This is a genomic window from Pedobacter sp. B4419 (assembly GCF_059693725.1).
The window spans coordinates 1,261,923-1,276,542 of the sequence record NZ_JCASSL010000002.1 but is presented as its reverse complement, the minus strand read 5'-3'; the positions used below and the strand labels follow the sequence as shown (position 1 = coordinate 1,276,542).

Here is a 14,620-nt window from a genome sequence, read left to right as displayed (position 1 = left end):
TTTATGAAACGGATCCTGCTCCTCTTTTTTCTTTTTTTGAATTTCTCGCTTGCTTTTGGGCAAGCTTCCAGCGCTAAATTAGATCAATATATCAAAACCATCATGCAAGAACGGCATATTCCGGGTTTGCAATTGGCCGTGGTACAGCAGGGGAAAATCATCAAGCTCAGCAATTACGGTTTGGCCAATATCCAGGATTCGATAGCGGTTACCAACAGAACTTTGTTTCCAATTAACTCGATTACCAAAGCCTTTGTAGGGATAGCTGTAATGCAATTGGTAGAACAAGGGAAACTAGATTTGGATAAGCCTGTTGCCACTTATTTAGATAGCTTGCCCGAAGCTTGGCGCGCCGTAAAAATCAAGCAGCTGTTGAGTCACCAATCGGGCCTGCCCGAAATTTTTGGTGACGATGCGGTACCCGAAGGAATGGAAAAAGCAGCCTGGCAAAAAGTACAGACGATGCCCATGGAGTTTAAAACCGGAGAACGTTTCAGCTATAACCAAACCAATTACCTGCTCATCGGCAAAATCATCGATAAACTAAGTGGCAAACCTTTTGCCGAATTCATCAAAGCAAAACAGCTCGATGTAATAGGTTTAAAAGGCACCTGTTTTGGCGATGCGCACACCGTTATTCCGCATCAAGCCAGGGGCTATACCTTTTTTCACAAAGTGGATGGCGAAATGACACGTACCAGAGAGATCGGCAATGTTTTCGAAGAGGTACCTCCATTTTTGCGTACAACCGCAGGCATGAATTCAACTTCCGAAGAACTGGCCAGATGGATCATCGCCCTGCAAAAAGGCCAACTGTTTCAGCAAAAAAACAGCCTACAAACCTTATGGACGCCTGGTTTATTGAACAATGGAAAAACCGCAGGGTTTAGCTCTTTTTTAAATGGTTATGCCTTGGGTACACCAGTGATCCAACGCGAAGCGCACCCCGCAATTGCCCCTATTGGCGGAGGCCGTTCAGGTATATTTGTTTATCCCAAAGATGATTTGACCGTGATTGTGCTCACCAATATGCTGGGCTCAAGTCCAGAAAGTTTTATAGATGAAATTGCTGGCCACTATATTCCAGACCTGCTTGCCGAGAATGGTTTTGGCTTGCCTCCCACAATTAAACAACTAAGGAGCGTTTTGCTTAAGCGAGGTTTTACGCACGCCATTGATGTAGTGAATGAGGAGAAAAGAAAAAACGCTAATTATGCATTAGCTGAGAACGAAGTTAATGCTTGGGGTTATATGTTGGTTTCGCAGCAAAAGCCGGCAGAAGCCCTGGAGATTTTTAAGCTGAATGTTTACCTCTATCCACAGAGTGGCAATGCTTTTGATAGTTTGGCCGAAGCTTACCAAAATGCAGGCAATAAAGAATTGGCAATTTATAACTATCAGCAGTCTTTAAAATTTGATCCCAAAAACAGCAATGCCGTAAAGCAGTTGGAAGCATTGAAAAAATAAACCAGCTTATAATTGGTATTTCTCTCGCAAGGCAGTACTGATTTCGTTGGCATTGGCTACAATTTCTGGCGGAAAGCCCAGTGAGGATAAAATAGCAATGGCATTTTTGTTTTTGAGCAAGCCCGGTTTGATTTTATAGTCGAATACCAAACGTGTATCGGCCACTACCTCTTCAAAAGAATAAACCGCATACTCTTCGCCAAGCAGTTCGGCCAATTCCAGATCGTGGGTTGAGACGAAGGTAAAATTCTGATGGGCGTTAAGGTAAGACAGAATAGCTTTAGCGCCAGCCACCCTTTCAATGGTATTGGTGCCTTTAAAAATCTCGTCGATAATAATCAGGTTACGGCTTTGCAAAGCCTGGCTGTTTTCTATAATGTGCAGCATGGCCATGGCTTCGGCCTTAAAATAGCTTTTATGTTCTTCTAAATCATCGCTGTTGCGCACGCTGGTAAACAGCTGCATAAAAGGTGCTTCGTAATGTTGGCTGCAAGAAGTGTATAAAGTTTGAGCCAGCAAGGCATTAATGGCAATGGAACGGATAAAGGTAGTTTTGCCCGACATGTTCGAACCTGTAATCAGCACGCCTTGCTTGGTGCTGGCTGTAATGGAGTTGGCTACGCAATCTTCGATTAAAGGATGATAAAGCTCTTCTACTTTTAGCTCCTGTCCATTTTCAATGAGTTTGGGTTTGCAGTAATAAGGCAATCCCGCTCTTAGCGATTGGATGGAAATGGCCAAGTCTATTTCGGCCACATAGTTGTACAAGGTTTCAATATTTTGGCGTTGCTGGTTAACCCGATCTACCGAAATCAAAAACATCAAAGGTTCGATAACCAACAGGGTTTTGATCAACTCTAAAACTCCGGCACTGATATCGGTTGGATCACGATCAACATTGTTCTGAAAATTGACATAGCTTAACGAACGTTGCAGCGGCTTTAAATTGTTGAGGCTTTGTGTTACCTGATCGGCCTTTTGTGTAGCCGTTAATTTAAGGAGTTTTTTGGTGGTGTTAATCAGTGTGTAAAGCTGCGGGAGCGAATGTACATAGCTCGAAATCTTTTTCTTGTTGTTGTAATGCAGGTAAAAATTGAAAAGGGTTAATCCCAATAGGCCCAAAAAGAAAACCTGGCTCTGGTAGACAATGAGCAAGGCTAAAAAGGCAAGCCATAAAATACCCGCTACTCTTACATATAAATTCAGTCCTTTGCTATACAACGACTGGTAGCTGCTGGTAAAAAGCTCGTAAATATAATAGGCATTTTTATGGCCAAGCTTATCCAGTTCTACGGCGACATCAAGGCGGAGTTTCTGGTCGTTCCCAAATTTCTCGCTCAGCGCATCTAGTGCTTGCAAAGCATTGATGTCTTGCTTGCTCCTTAATTGATGGTAGAGGTACTGCCGGCCCAAACTGCTGTGGTTGCGGTCTACATATTCGAAAAGATTTTCTAAGTCGATATCCGCAGCAATGGTGTCGGATAGATTCGTACTGTGCTCATTGTATTTAGAAAAATGATAAGCCGAAATGAGATTGAAATTTCTTGAAACATCGAGCGGCTTTCCCCATTGACTGAGCAGTTCCTCTTTTTTCTTCTGTTTGTCTTGTTTGCTTTTATAATTAAAAAACAAAACCACGAGCGCCAATAGAACAAGGAGTACAATTAAGTAGGGCATACAAAAGAAATTACCCAACAAAGCTAAAAACTTTGGGCAATCGGACTGTTGTATCACAAAATTATTATCCCGCAACGAAAAAATTTTTTCTGCGCTGGCATTATCAATTTCGAAGATTTATCGAAAATGAAAAATAATTTATTGTTTTTCGATAAATAATTATCTATATTTGATTAATGATTTATAAAAATTAACAATTATGGAAATCAAAATTACAACTCAGCACCTGTTAAAAGTATTGTATGTGATCTCGTGGATTATATTTATAGGGGTATGTTTTGATGCAGGCTCTTTCATCGTCAATACTATTTTAATGCTAACTGTTGATGAAAGCAAGATCAAGTTGCTTTGGCAACCGACTAATTTAGAAGCCCTTCATGCATATGATCGGGTTTGGTATTTGATAATAAGCTCAATCATGTGTATCGTAACCGTAATGAAGGCTTTGCTGTTTTACCTCATCGTAAAACTGTTGCACAATAAAAAACTAAGCCTGTCTCAACCTTTCAATAACGATGTAAAGCGCTTTATTTTCAATCTGTCTTATATCGCCCTGGCCATTGGAGCATTGGCCAATTGTGGTGTTAACTATGCCAGATGGATGGTTAAGCAGGGTGTAAAAATGCCCGACATCGAATATATGCGTTTGGGCGGGGCAGATGTATGGCTGTTTATGGCCGTGATACTTTTTGTAATTGCACAGATTTATAAGAGAGGCATAGAGATCCAGTCTGAACACGAATTAACCATATAACGCTATGCCTATTGTTGTAAATTTAGATGTAATGATGGCCAAGCGGAAAATGTCGCTGAACGAGCTTTCGGAAAAAGTGGGACTAACGCTGGCCAATCTTTCTATACTCAAAACCGGCAAGGCAAAGGCCATTAGGTTTAGCACGCTCGATGCCATTTGCGATGCGCTCGATTGCCAACCCGCAGATATTTTGGAGTATTCCAAGAAATAAAATCTAAAACTTTTAATTAAAAAAACCTGATTATGAAAACACAGAAAGGCATTTTATTAAATGCATTGGCTAAGGCTATGGTATTGGGCGTACTGCTATTTGCAGTCTCATGCAACAACAATACGGATCCTAAAAAGGATACTGCTTCCACAAAAACAGGAGAGAAACCCAAAATTGATATTCATACCGCTGTGCTCACCAATAACCTCGAAGCACTAAAGCAACATATTGCAGCCGGAAGCAACCTGAACGAGAAAGATCCAATAGGTGGCTCTAGCCCATTAATTACCGCGGCTTTATTTGATAAGCCAGACATGGCCAAAGCCCTGATCGATGCTGGTGCCGATATTAATTTTCAAAATAATGATGGCTCTACTGCCCTTCATACAGCCGCTTTCTTTTGCAGGCCTGCAATTGTGAAGATGTTATTGGAAAAGGGGGCTGATAAAAGTATCAAGAACAAGTATAGCCAAACTGCCTATGAGACTGTAGCTGCTCCATTTGCCACGGTGAAAAGTACTTATGAAGCACTTGGCAAAATACTCGAACCAATGGGCCTTAAATTGGACTTTGCCTATCTGGAAAAAACCAGGCCAGAAGTTGCAACCTTATTAAAATAAGCGTGTCTTATTAAAAAAACGAAATGTTGGCAAATAACAGAAGATACGATATTGATTGGTTAAGGGTAATTGCCATTGGCCTGCTCCTCCTTTATCATGTTGCCATTAGCTTTCAGCCATGGGGAATAATGATCGGGTTTATCGTTGCCAAACAGTCGTGGCAATCGTTATGGATTCCCATGACTGCGCTTAACATATGGCGGATACCGCTCTTGTTTTTCGTATCTGGAATGGGCGTGTATTTTGCGATTCAAAATAGAAGCTGGAAACAACTGCTCAAAGAACGGACAAAACGAATACTTATCCCCTTTCTGTTTGGTGTTTTTACTATTGTTCCACTGCACATTTACCTGTTGCAGGGTTATTACCAACATGAGTTAAACTATAGTCCCAATCCGGCACATTTATGGTTTTTGGGCAATATCTTTATTTACGTACTTCTATTCTTGCCCGTTTTCTTTTACCTCAAAAGAAATGAAAAATTGATTAAAGGCTTGCAAAAATTATGGCGTACACCATTCGGATTAGTTGTGGTTGTTCTTGCCTTTGTTATTGAGGCGTTTTGGCTTAATCCAAATTTATACGAATTGTTCGCCGTGACTTGGCATGGCTTTTTCTTGGGGCTATTGGCATTTTTCTTTGGATTTTGTTTCGTGCTGAGCGGGGCTGTTTTTTGGGAAATGCTTTTAAAATGGCGATGGCTGTTTCTGGTAATTGCCTTAGCATTGTATGCGCATAGGTTCTTGCAACCCTCTATGCGTGTGCCCAACTATCAATTGGCCATCGAGTCAAATTTCTGGATATTTTCCGTATTTGCTTTTGGATATAAATACCTTAATCGGCCAAGCAAAGTGTTAAACTATTTAAGCCAAGCGGTATATCCAATTTACATACTTCATATGTTATTTCTTTTTTTGGGTGCTGTATTGTTTTTTCCCTTAGCTATTGAGGTTCACCTCCAATTTATACTGGTTTTTCTGTTTACGATCATCGGAAGCTTTGTTACTTATGAGTTCATTATTAGAAGAGTAAAATGGATCAGGCCTTTATTTGGACTGAAAATGAAATGATGCGACCCCTGCACATTTATCTATTCTAGCAGTTTATAACCTTTGCCACGGATATTTAAAATCTGGATGTTCGGATCGTGTCTAAAATACTTGCGCAGCCGGGTAATGTAAACATCCATGGTACGGGCGTGAAATGGACTATCATCGCCCCAAATTTTTAGCAAGGCAACCCTCCTGTCGAGCAGCAAGTTTTTATGCGCTAGCAGTATATGCAGCAAATCTGCTTCCCGCTGGGAAAGATTAACCACCTCGGTGCCGTAGCACAGCTGCAACCGGGTATAGTTAAGGGCGTACTGGCCAATGGTGGTGCCAGTAAATTGGGTCGGGCTGGCTGTGCTTTCGGCGGTTTGCGCCTTTCTTACCAATCGTTTGATCCTTAAAATGAGTTCTTCAATGCTAAAAGGTTTTTTGATATAATCATCGGCACCAGTTTCCAAACCTTTAATTACATCTTCTGTTTTGGCTTTTGCGGTTAAAAAAATGATCGGGATATCTTCGTCTACTTTCCTCATATCAGCCACCAGCGAGAGGCCGTCTTTGCGGGGCATCATTACATCAACTACGCAGATATCGGGTTTATCTGCATGAAATTTACTCCATCCTTCTACACCATTTACAGCAACGTTTACCTCAAAATCCCTGGTTTCGAGGGTTTCCTTGATTATTTGGGCCAAAATTTCCTCGTCTTCAATAAGCAAGAGCTTAATTTTTTTCATAGTGCTTAAATTTTAGGGTAAACGTAGTGCCTTGCCCCGGCTCGCTGCTTACGTTAATTTCTCCTTTTAACATTTCTACCAGTTTCTTAACGTAGTTTAAGCCCAAGCCGTAGCCTTTCACATTGTGCAGGTCGCCGGTGGGTACGCGATAAAACTTGTCAAAAATAAAGGGCAGGTATTTGGGCTGGATGCCGATGCCATTATCCCGTACCTGCAGCTGCCAATAATGAGGAAAAGAATCGATCTTAACCCACACTTCGCTTGCCTTATCCTTCGCATATTTCAGTGCATTGTCAACGAGGTTAGATACGATGGTATCAATGGCATAAGCTTCCGTAACTACCGATTCGTTTTCGGCATGGTAACTGAAGTTGATCTTGCCCTGGCCGTTCAGCGCAAACCTAGCCACAACCTCTTCAATAAGCTGCTTAAGGTTAATTGTAGCTAAGGATGGAATAATCTCCTGTTTTTCGTAATCGCTGATATCGAGTATGCGGATTACATCTTTGGACAGTTTATCAATTACCGTCATGTTCATTTTCAGGTAACGACTGGTTTTCTCTGCATCTTTTGCTTCGCCAAACTCGCTGAGCGCTTCGTGGGTCGATCTTAAAATGGCAATTGGTGTTTGCAATTCATGGGTCATGTTGTTAATGAAGTCGTTTTTCATATTGTCTAGCTCCCTTTGGTGCATAATGATATGCAGCAAATACCAAAAGCCGCCTACAGTTAGGCAAATCAAGATGAAGGAAATGATAATCGGACTTAACGTACGCCACAACAGCCATCGGAAACTGTTTGGAAAAGAAGCCAGTATCTTATCGTTATTGCCCGAAAAACCTGTTTGTCCAATAATAGGCGGCACGTCTGTTTTGGGTTGCCCTTTAAGGAAGGAGAGGTTAAACGATAAATCGATATTCGATTTTACAAGTTCCTTTTGATAGATTTTGGCCAGGCTATCTAAAGCAATGGGTTCATTCTTAGCTTGGGCAATCAAGCGCAAGAACATTTTTGAAATCGTGCTATCGTTATTTAAGTCAAACTGGGAAAAGCTTTTATTGATTTGGCCAGACTTTCCTCCTTTAGATTTTATCTGAGAGGAGATGTGGATGGTATCGTGTATAACGACCTGTCCATTTTTGGAGAAATTGCCTTTTTCCATTTCTTCTTGCAGCTTTTTCAGCTGTTTTTTCACCTGTGGCGGAATAGAATCATCATTGGCTTGAGTATAGGTTTTTGTAACGGTTGCTTCGGGCATGCAGTCGCAATTTTTCAAGCCGGTCAATTGGTAGTTGTCGATACTGCGTTGCAAGGCAAGCGATGCGGTTTTGTTAAAGCTGTCTTCATTTACCTTATAGGCATTAAACATCCAGAACAGCTGGAAAGAAATAATCCCTCCGCCGGCAAGCGAAGCTATCAAGATGACTAATCGGAGTTTTCTTTTCATTTTTTAAAGGCAATCAATAGCCAGAGCGGTTGGTTCATTGGCTAAAGATAAAGAGATCTTAACCAAGATGTTCAATAATTAACACTGGTTAACACTGATTAACAGGGGGGTTAACACTTCAGGTTTGTTTTCACGATAATTTTGTTCAGCACAACAAGTCAAAAAGAATATGAAAAATTGGTTCATCATCATGGCAATGTTCATTAGCCAAATTTCCCTGGCTCAGGTGATAAAATCGCCAGTTAGTTGGGACTATAGCGTAAAGAAAATCAGCAATACAGAAGCCGTAATTACATTTACCGCCAATATAGAGTCGGGCTGGCATATTTATTCACAATTCGTGAAAGATGGTGGCCCAGTAAAAACAGCTTTTACCTTTACGCCTTCCGAAGGCTACGAGCTTGTAGGAAAAGCAACAGAATCAGCGCCCTTGATAGCATATTCAAGTGCTTTTAAAATGGATATAGGCTACTTCGAAAAAACAGCCAGCTTTCAGCAAAAGATCAAACTGAAAAATGCCTTGCCCATCACCGTCAAATGCAAGGTAGATTATAGCCCTTGCGATTATAAAGTGTGCTTAATGCCAGAGAATATAGCCTTCGACATCAAAATAGATTAATCATCTACCTACGCTTTTCCACAGCTGCGCAGGCTATGATAGTTGGTTGTTTAGGGACAATTCAAAGACCTGTGCATGCTGTGGTTTATCATTAATCCAAACAAATTAACAAATCAAATGAAGCAGGAGGCGGTGTAGCAATACATCGCCCTTTTGTGTTTAAGGATGTTGGTTAAGCAAACCGATTTTCTCTCTGATCTGTATTTTCTCCCGATCTGTCTGGGTCAGCGTATAGGCTTTTTCCAACTGTTGCTTAGCCTTTTCTTTGTCGAAATCCTGGTAAAGCTCGGCCAATAGCACAAAATAGAAATGATTGTGTTCTAGCTTGAGTTTCTCGGCTTCAATGAGCGCCTCTTCCCGCCCATTGGCTTTGTAAAGCGCAAAGGTTCTGTTGAGGGCTACGCTGGGCGAATAGTTAATCAGCAGCAACTCGTTGTACAGCTGTAAAATGGCTTCCCACTTTTGGGGCGTATCTTCTTTTTGGCAATGCCAGTGTGCAATTTGAGCTTCCAAATGATAGGAACTTAATTCGTTTCCCTGTGCCGATTGTGCCAAAAAGTATCGCCCTTGATTAATCAGGGCCATATCCCAGTGGGAAGGGTCTTGCGCCTCATACAGCACCTGTAAATTGTCGATTCCAGTTCTGGCGCCAAAACGCGAAGCATGAAAACACATCAAGGCAATGAGCGCATTGGTTTTGGGCAAATTGGTGCTGGGCTCTTCAATTAAAATCAGCCCTAGGCGCAATGCCTCCAGGCAAAGGTCTTGTCGCAATATTTCGTTTTGCGTATTGGAATAATAACCTTCGCTAAACAAGAGGTAAATAACATGCAACACATTGTCTAACCGTGCATTGATTGCTATGGCTGGCGGAAATGCCAATTGAATTTGTTCACTTCGCAGTTTTTCTTTGGCCCTAAACAGCCTTTTGTTGATGGTTTCTTTGTTGGACAGGAAAGCGCCTGCAATTTCATCGATGCCAAAGCCACAAAGGATGCGCAGGGCGAGTCCAATTTGGGCTTCACTAGCAATGGCCGGATTGCAAATGGCGAATATCATTTGCAACTGGCTGTCTTGAATGTGTTTTGGCGAAAAATCGAGCTCCATCTCCTGTACTTCTTCCTGTTGCAAACTGACTTCGGGCATTACCTTTTCGGTATAGATTTTATTGCGCCTAAAATGGGCCAGTGTTTTTTGTTTGGCCACAGCATACAGCCAGGCTGCAGGATTTTCGGGCATGCCTTTCGTGGCCCAAGTGGTGGTGGCCTGCAAAAAGGTTTCGCTCACCAAATCCTCCGCCAGTTCAATGTGCTCCAATCCGAATAGCTTACTGATTACAGCTACCATTTTGGCAAACTCCTGCTTAAAAAGCTGTTTTAAACGTTCTTCGTGTTGCATGTCAATAGGTCCATAGCTGCCCATGGACCTTGGTTTTTAATAAACAAATATGGGTCTGATTTCTACGCTGCCACCCGCATCAATGGCAGGGCAGCCATGGGCCAAGGTAGTTGCCTCGTCTAAACTATCGGCTTTAACTACTACAAAACTGCCCAAACGTTCCCTTATTTCTACAAAGGGGCCATCGGTAATTACACCGCCGGCTTTGAGCACTTTGCCTTCCATGGCCAGGCGCGATCCGTTGTTGGCCAATTTGCCTTGGGCAGCAATACCGCCTATCCAGTCTTGCCATTTTTTGCCTAATGCCTGCATTTCTTCGGGCGTTGTTTGGCTATAATCATAACTTGGTTGTCTGAACAATAAGAGAAACTCTTTCATTTTTTTTAAGATTTAAAAGGTGGCTGAAGATAAGAATTAATGTGATTGGGTTAGCCATGTTGGCCTACTTGGTAAGTGCCTGCCGGTGGGCGAAAAGCAATGTTAATGCGGTTGTAGCTGTTAATGGTGGTAACAGCAAGGGTAAGGTCGATGATTTCTGCTTCGCTAAACTGTTGCTTTGCTTCATCGTAAATGACATCGGCTACCTGGCCATCCTTGATTTTGGTTAAGGCCTCGGCCCAAGCTAGGGCAGCGCGTTCGCGATCGGTATAAATTGGAGCCTCGCGCCAAGCATCCAACATGTAAAGGCGTTGCTCGGTTTCGCCTTTGGCACGCAGGTCTTTCGAGTGCATATCTAGGCAATAGGCACAGCCATTGATTTGCGATACCCTAAAATAGATCAGGTTTAAAAGTGGCTGCTCTACCGGCGATTTAGCCAGGTACATTCCTAAACCATACATTGCTTTCATGGCGCTTTGGCCTTTTTCGAAAAAATTGATTCTTTGTTCCATTGTCTTTAAGATTTAAATTATACCTCAATAATGATCGAGCTCTGGACAATTGGACATTCGACAACAAATTTTTTTTAAAATATATCAGGTATGGCAAAACTTCCGTTTAAGAAGACAGATTTAAAGTAATCAGAATATTAATTAACTATTAATTAAATTGCCGTTTTCGCTGTCAGGGCTATTTCTCTGGCAACATTTAGGCGACTAAACAGGCAAGTGTTTTTATATGAGTCTGAAAACCATATATTTGCAACCTGACCAAAAAAAACAAACCAACAAACTATGACAAGGAAGAAGGACAAAACCACCATCATCTTTGTAAACAAGAACCAGAATATCAGCAAACCCATCCATGTGCCGAGTACGTATATCCAGCATTGGAAAAAATATGTATTGGCGGTGGTGGCTTGTTTTGTATTGCTCTTGGGTACGATTTTTTACCTCACTTACAGCAGGGCATCGGTTCAGTTATCAAAAGATCAATTGGCAAAGGAACTCACGCATGCCAAAACCCAAACAGCCTCGTTAGACACCTCGCTTATCAAAAGATATTACCAGTCTATAGACCAGAAGCTAGGCAAGATCAACAAATATTTAAAGGCAAGGGGCATTAAGCCGCTTACCAAAGATGCTGGCGGAGAAAAGAGCGACGAAATTCTTTCGGTTGAAGAAATAGGCCAGTTTTATGATAGCTACTTAAACAAAATGACCAATTATGTAGCGTATACCCCATTGGGTTATCCGCATTTGGGAGCTATTACTTCGGGCTATGGCCACCGCGAAAATCCTTTTACGGGCGAGAGCGTCGAATCGCATAAAGGTCTAGACATAAAGGGCAACTACGGCGAAATTGTACGCAGTACTGCCAGTGGCCGAGTGGCTTTTGCGGGCAGAAGAGGCGGCTATGGCAATTGCATCGTGATTAACCATGGCAATGGCTTCGAAACCTATTATGGCCATTTGTCGAAGATACTGATTGAAGAAGGCCAAAAGGTAAGCGTAGGCGATCAAATTGGCAAAATTGGTTCTACAGGCAGGTCTACAGGACCACACCTTCACTACGAAGTACATAAAAACGGCAAAGTTATCAATCCGCGTTCCTTTTTAACCTTAGAATAATGTTCAAGAAATCCAAACAAACACAGCTGGCGCCCATAGATCAACAAGAAATATCTACTTTAATTGGAGAAGGATTTGTTTTAACCGGAAATGTAAGCGGCCAGTCGGTCATCAGGATCGACGGTAAGATTAACGGCAATGTGAAGGTTGAAGGCGGTATTATCTTAGGCGAAAAGGGAAGCATTGTCGGCGATATCGAAACTGCATCGGCCATTATTTACGGAACGGTTAAAGGTAATGTAAAAAGCAAGCAGCTCGAAATCAAAAAAACCGGCGAGGTAAATGGCGATATCAAAACAGAAACCTTGGAAATCGAATTTGGCGCCCAGTACAACGGTAAGCTCGAAATGAAACAGCTGATTAAATCGGAAGAAAAAGAACTTCAAGCATAATAATTTGTTGGTTCATTAGTCATTAGTTTGTTTGGGCTTGCTGCTTAGATTTGTCATTCCGAGTGCAACAAAATCTAATTCTAGAATAGATCCTTCGCTTTGCTCTGGATGACAAAGTGTTCATTGGTTCATTGTTAAAACGTTGGAAGGTTTGAATGCTTAAAAGCTCAATACGCCAACATATAATTTTCCCAATAGGATGTATTTCTATGTGCCTATGTGGTTTTAATATGTGAGGCTTAATAGTATTAACGGAGCGCTGAAAAGCGCTAACTGAAAACTGCTAACTGAGCATTGTTCTTTCCGCTTGGCAAACATGCCTTTCGTTATGGTAAACCACAAAACGTAGGGTGTCGCCTAGTTTTAGCCTGATTAATTTACTGATAGATACAGGCGTTTTTATCCGCCCTAGGTCAAGCACTTGTGCATGGGCAAGCAGTACTTTCAAATGTTCCTGTTGTTTTAAAAAGCGGTCGATTGCGGTAATTGTAAGCGCTGAACTTTGTAAGCTTGGATTTTTATCCGGAGTGGTATTCATTTTCTTCTGCTTTTCCCGTACGCGGATCAGCTTAACAAAATAGTTGCCCATTATGCCAGGCCTAAAGCTACTGGCTTCATGTTTAGGCTTGGCTAGTATTTGCTTTTCTATGGCCGGCAAATAAAAATCGCCATACAGGTTAAGGTGTTCGAGGCATTCTAATATGTTCCATTGGTTTGGCCTTTGTTTAAAATGGAGTTGGGCTAAATCCAGCTCGTTAAACCCTTTTGCCACGAGGATCAGTCGTTCGGTAATTTCTAAGAGTTCGGTAATCAGTTGTGTGTTGTTAATCTTCATGAAGGCAAAGATGAAAACTGGCAATTTGCTGGCTCTTGATCCTAATCAAGAATTTCGGATACGGCTTAGCGTTTCAGGACTCATGCGCAAGTAAGACGCGATGTATTTGAGCGGGACATGCTGGAAAAGATTCGGGCTCCTTTTCAATACCCTTTGCAAACGCTCCGTTGGTGAAACCGTTAACAAGTCTACTTCTCTTTCGAGCTGTTGCGCAATTACATTTTCAAGCAAATGGTTATAGCCTTTTAAATTGGCAAGGTTGGCCTGGCTAACTTCGATAACCTTTTCTTTTGTGATTACGTTCACCACGGTTTTGCGAATGGCTTCGATATAAAATTCAGAAGGCTGCTCGGTTAAAAAAGAACCCAGCGAATTGATAATGGAACCTTCATAGCCTAACCTAATGGTTTGTTCTTCGTGTGCCGAAGGGAGAAAAACCCGTACAGCGCCTGAAACGATGAAATAAAGATTTTTTTCTGTTTCGCCTTCTCTCAGCAGGTATTGGCCCTTGGCATAGGTTTTTTGAAGCCCTGCAGTTTGCAACGAATGGATAAGCTGGGGCAAAAAAGATGATTGATCGGGCATTGCTCGAAATTAATGGTTTTTTGCTAAACTTGGTTGATTCGCTGATTGGTCATTGGCTTATTGCTGAATGGTTAACTGAAAACTGCCAGCGGGATTATTTTTTAGGAGCACAATTCTTCTGCAACAAATCAAAGCCAGTCCCGCTTTCCGCTGTATCTTTTTAGCCTTGCTAAAAAGGATGCCGCTACAATCAGGGCTATTTATTTGGGGCAGTGCAACAAATGTCGTTAACCACTCAGCTTGTCTCGAGGTAGATCCTTCGCTTTGCTCTGGATGACAAATCGTAGATCCTAATCAAGAACGTTGTGCCATTGTAGTTAAACTAAAAACCATCAGCTTTGAATTATATTCCATCTTCCATCTTCCATTTTACCTTTTACATCTTCCATTAAAATAGGCGCTCTAACAGACTTCTGACTATCGACTTCCGACTCTCAACAATCTTTCCTACCTTTGTCTCAATGAGATACCTCACCATCATCTGTAGCTTATACATGTTTATGCTGGCATTTATGCCTTGCGCAGATGCTTTGGCTATCTCGTTTCCACAAAATCAGCAGACCATCCAAAAAGATGCAGGCGATACCTCGCATTGCAATCAAGAAGCCTGTCCGCCATTTTGTACCTGTGCCTGCTGCTCGGTAGTAAGGCATTTTTTGAGTGCCGATTTGGGTAGCTATATCGAAAAATCGGTGCTAAGAACCTACCTTCCGGCTCAAGTTTCGGCCATCCAGAAGCTGAGCATGCCTATTTGGCAACCTCCGCAAAACGCTTAATACGATTTTATCCCTATTTCCTGTTGCAGGCCACAAAAGGTCCT

General features: G+C 41.9%; 17 protein-coding genes. 9 read left to right on the top strand and 8 right to left on the bottom strand.

Annotated elements, in window-relative coordinates; genetic code table 11:
- Positions 1–3 precede the first annotated feature (3 nt).
- Positions 4–1,467 (top strand): serine hydrolase, encoded by a 1,464-nt coding sequence (locus tag AC570H_RS17070; RefSeq protein WP_497357016.1) that lies wholly within the window; start codon positions 4–6, stop codon positions 1,465–1,467.
- 6 nt (positions 1,468–1,473) lie between these two features.
- On the opposite strand, the gene AC570H_RS17065 is transcribed toward AC570H_RS17070, so the two are convergent.
- Entirely contained in the window at positions 1,474–3,144 is a 1,671-nt protein-coding gene (locus AC570H_RS17065; RefSeq protein ID WP_497357014.1) for a MutS-related protein, read from the bottom strand.
- A 199-nt stretch (positions 3,145–3,343) separates the two neighbouring features.
- Here AC570H_RS17065 and AC570H_RS17060 point away from each other — a divergent pair, with 199 nt between their 5' ends.
- Genes AC570H_RS17060 through AC570H_RS17045 form a run of 4 tightly spaced genes read left to right on the top strand, consistent with a single transcriptional unit; the run spans position 3,344 to position 5,799 of the window.
- Positions 3,344–3,898 (top strand): DUF2975 domain-containing protein, encoded by a 555-nt coding sequence (locus tag AC570H_RS17060; protein ID WP_497357012.1) that lies wholly within the window; start codon positions 3,344–3,346, stop codon positions 3,896–3,898.
- A 4-nt stretch (positions 3,899–3,902) separates the two neighbouring features.
- Positions 3,903–4,109 (top strand): helix-turn-helix domain-containing protein, encoded by a 207-nt coding sequence (locus tag AC570H_RS17055; protein WP_497357010.1) that lies wholly within the window; start codon positions 3,903–3,905, stop codon positions 4,107–4,109.
- 32 nt (positions 4,110–4,141) lie between these two features.
- The gene (locus tag AC570H_RS17050) at positions 4,142–4,729 is read left to right on the top strand and encodes an ankyrin repeat domain-containing protein (RefSeq protein ID WP_497357008.1); all 588 of its coding nucleotides are present in this window, start codon (positions 4,142–4,144) and stop codon (positions 4,727–4,729) included.
- Positions 4,730–4,752: 23 nt separating this feature from the next.
- Positions 4,753–5,799, top strand: a complete 1,047-nt coding sequence (locus tag AC570H_RS17045; protein ID WP_497357006.1) for an acyltransferase family protein — start codon at positions 4,753–4,755, stop codon at positions 5,797–5,799.
- A 20-nt stretch (positions 5,800–5,819) separates the two neighbouring features.
- On the opposite strand, the gene AC570H_RS17040 is transcribed toward AC570H_RS17045, so the two are convergent.
- On the bottom strand, positions 5,820–6,515 hold the full coding sequence (locus AC570H_RS17040) for a response regulator transcription factor (RefSeq protein ID WP_497357004.1): 696 nt from the start codon (positions 6,513–6,515) through the stop codon (positions 5,820–5,822).
- Positions 6,502–7,962 (bottom strand): sensor histidine kinase, encoded by a 1,461-nt coding sequence (locus tag AC570H_RS17035; protein WP_497357002.1) that lies wholly within the window; start codon positions 7,960–7,962, stop codon positions 6,502–6,504. The genes AC570H_RS17040 and AC570H_RS17035 overlap by 14 nt, the downstream gene beginning before the upstream one ends.
- Positions 7,963–8,131: 169 nt before the next feature.
- On the opposite strand from AC570H_RS17035, the gene AC570H_RS17030 reads away from it, so the two are divergent.
- Complete coding sequence (locus AC570H_RS17030) at positions 8,132–8,581, top strand: protein-disulfide reductase DsbD domain-containing protein (RefSeq protein WP_497357000.1); 450 nt, start codon at positions 8,132–8,134, stop codon at positions 8,579–8,581.
- 159 nt (positions 8,582–8,740) lie between these two features.
- Here AC570H_RS17030 and AC570H_RS17025 read toward each other — a convergent pair whose 3' ends face one another.
- The 3 genes from AC570H_RS17025 to AC570H_RS17015 are packed head-to-tail and all read right to left on the bottom strand — an operon-like array spanning position 8,741 to position 10,869.
- Complete coding sequence (locus AC570H_RS17025) at positions 8,741–10,003, bottom strand: RNA polymerase sigma factor (RefSeq protein ID WP_497356998.1); 1,263 nt, start codon at positions 10,001–10,003, stop codon at positions 8,741–8,743.
- 12 nt (positions 10,004–10,015) lie between these two features.
- Entirely contained in the window at positions 10,016–10,357 is a 342-nt protein-coding gene (locus tag AC570H_RS17020; protein ID WP_497356996.1) for a YciI family protein, read from the bottom strand.
- A 50-nt stretch (positions 10,358–10,407) separates the two neighbouring features.
- Complete coding sequence (locus AC570H_RS17015; protein WP_497356994.1) at positions 10,408–10,869, bottom strand: carboxymuconolactone decarboxylase family protein; 462 nt, start codon at positions 10,867–10,869, stop codon at positions 10,408–10,410.
- Between the two features lie 282 nt (positions 10,870–11,151).
- Between AC570H_RS17015 and AC570H_RS17010 the strand changes: the two genes are divergently transcribed.
- The gene (locus tag AC570H_RS17010; protein ID WP_497356992.1) at positions 11,152–11,988 is read left to right on the top strand and encodes a M23 family metallopeptidase; all 837 of its coding nucleotides are present in this window, start codon (positions 11,152–11,154) and stop codon (positions 11,986–11,988) included.
- Positions 11,988–12,380 carry a bactofilin family protein gene (locus AC570H_RS17005; protein ID WP_497356990.1) on the top strand — a complete coding sequence of 131 codons (393 nt, stop codon included), beginning with the start codon at positions 11,988–11,990 and terminating at the stop codon, positions 12,378–12,380. Before AC570H_RS17010 ends, AC570H_RS17005 begins: the two co-directional genes overlap by 1 nt.
- A 283-nt stretch (positions 12,381–12,663) precedes the next feature.
- On the opposite strand, the gene AC570H_RS17000 is transcribed toward AC570H_RS17005, so the two are convergent.
- Both AC570H_RS17000 and AC570H_RS16995 read right to left on the bottom strand, forming a co-directional pair.
- On the bottom strand, positions 12,664–13,215 hold the full coding sequence (locus AC570H_RS17000) for a DinB family protein (RefSeq protein WP_497356988.1): 552 nt from the start codon (positions 13,213–13,215) through the stop codon (positions 12,664–12,666).
- A 45-nt stretch (positions 13,216–13,260) separates the two neighbouring features.
- A complete protein-coding gene (locus AC570H_RS16995) occupies positions 13,261–13,800 on the bottom strand; it encodes a Crp/Fnr family transcriptional regulator (RefSeq protein ID WP_497356986.1) in 540 nt (179 codons plus the stop codon).
- Positions 13,801–14,261: 461 nt separating this feature from the next.
- On the opposite strand from AC570H_RS16995, the gene AC570H_RS16990 reads away from it, so the two are divergent.
- Positions 14,262–14,576, top strand: a complete 315-nt coding sequence (locus tag AC570H_RS16990) for a DUF6660 family protein (RefSeq protein WP_497356984.1) — start codon at positions 14,262–14,264, stop codon at positions 14,574–14,576.
- The last annotated feature ends 44 nt before the right edge of the window (positions 14,577–14,620 follow it).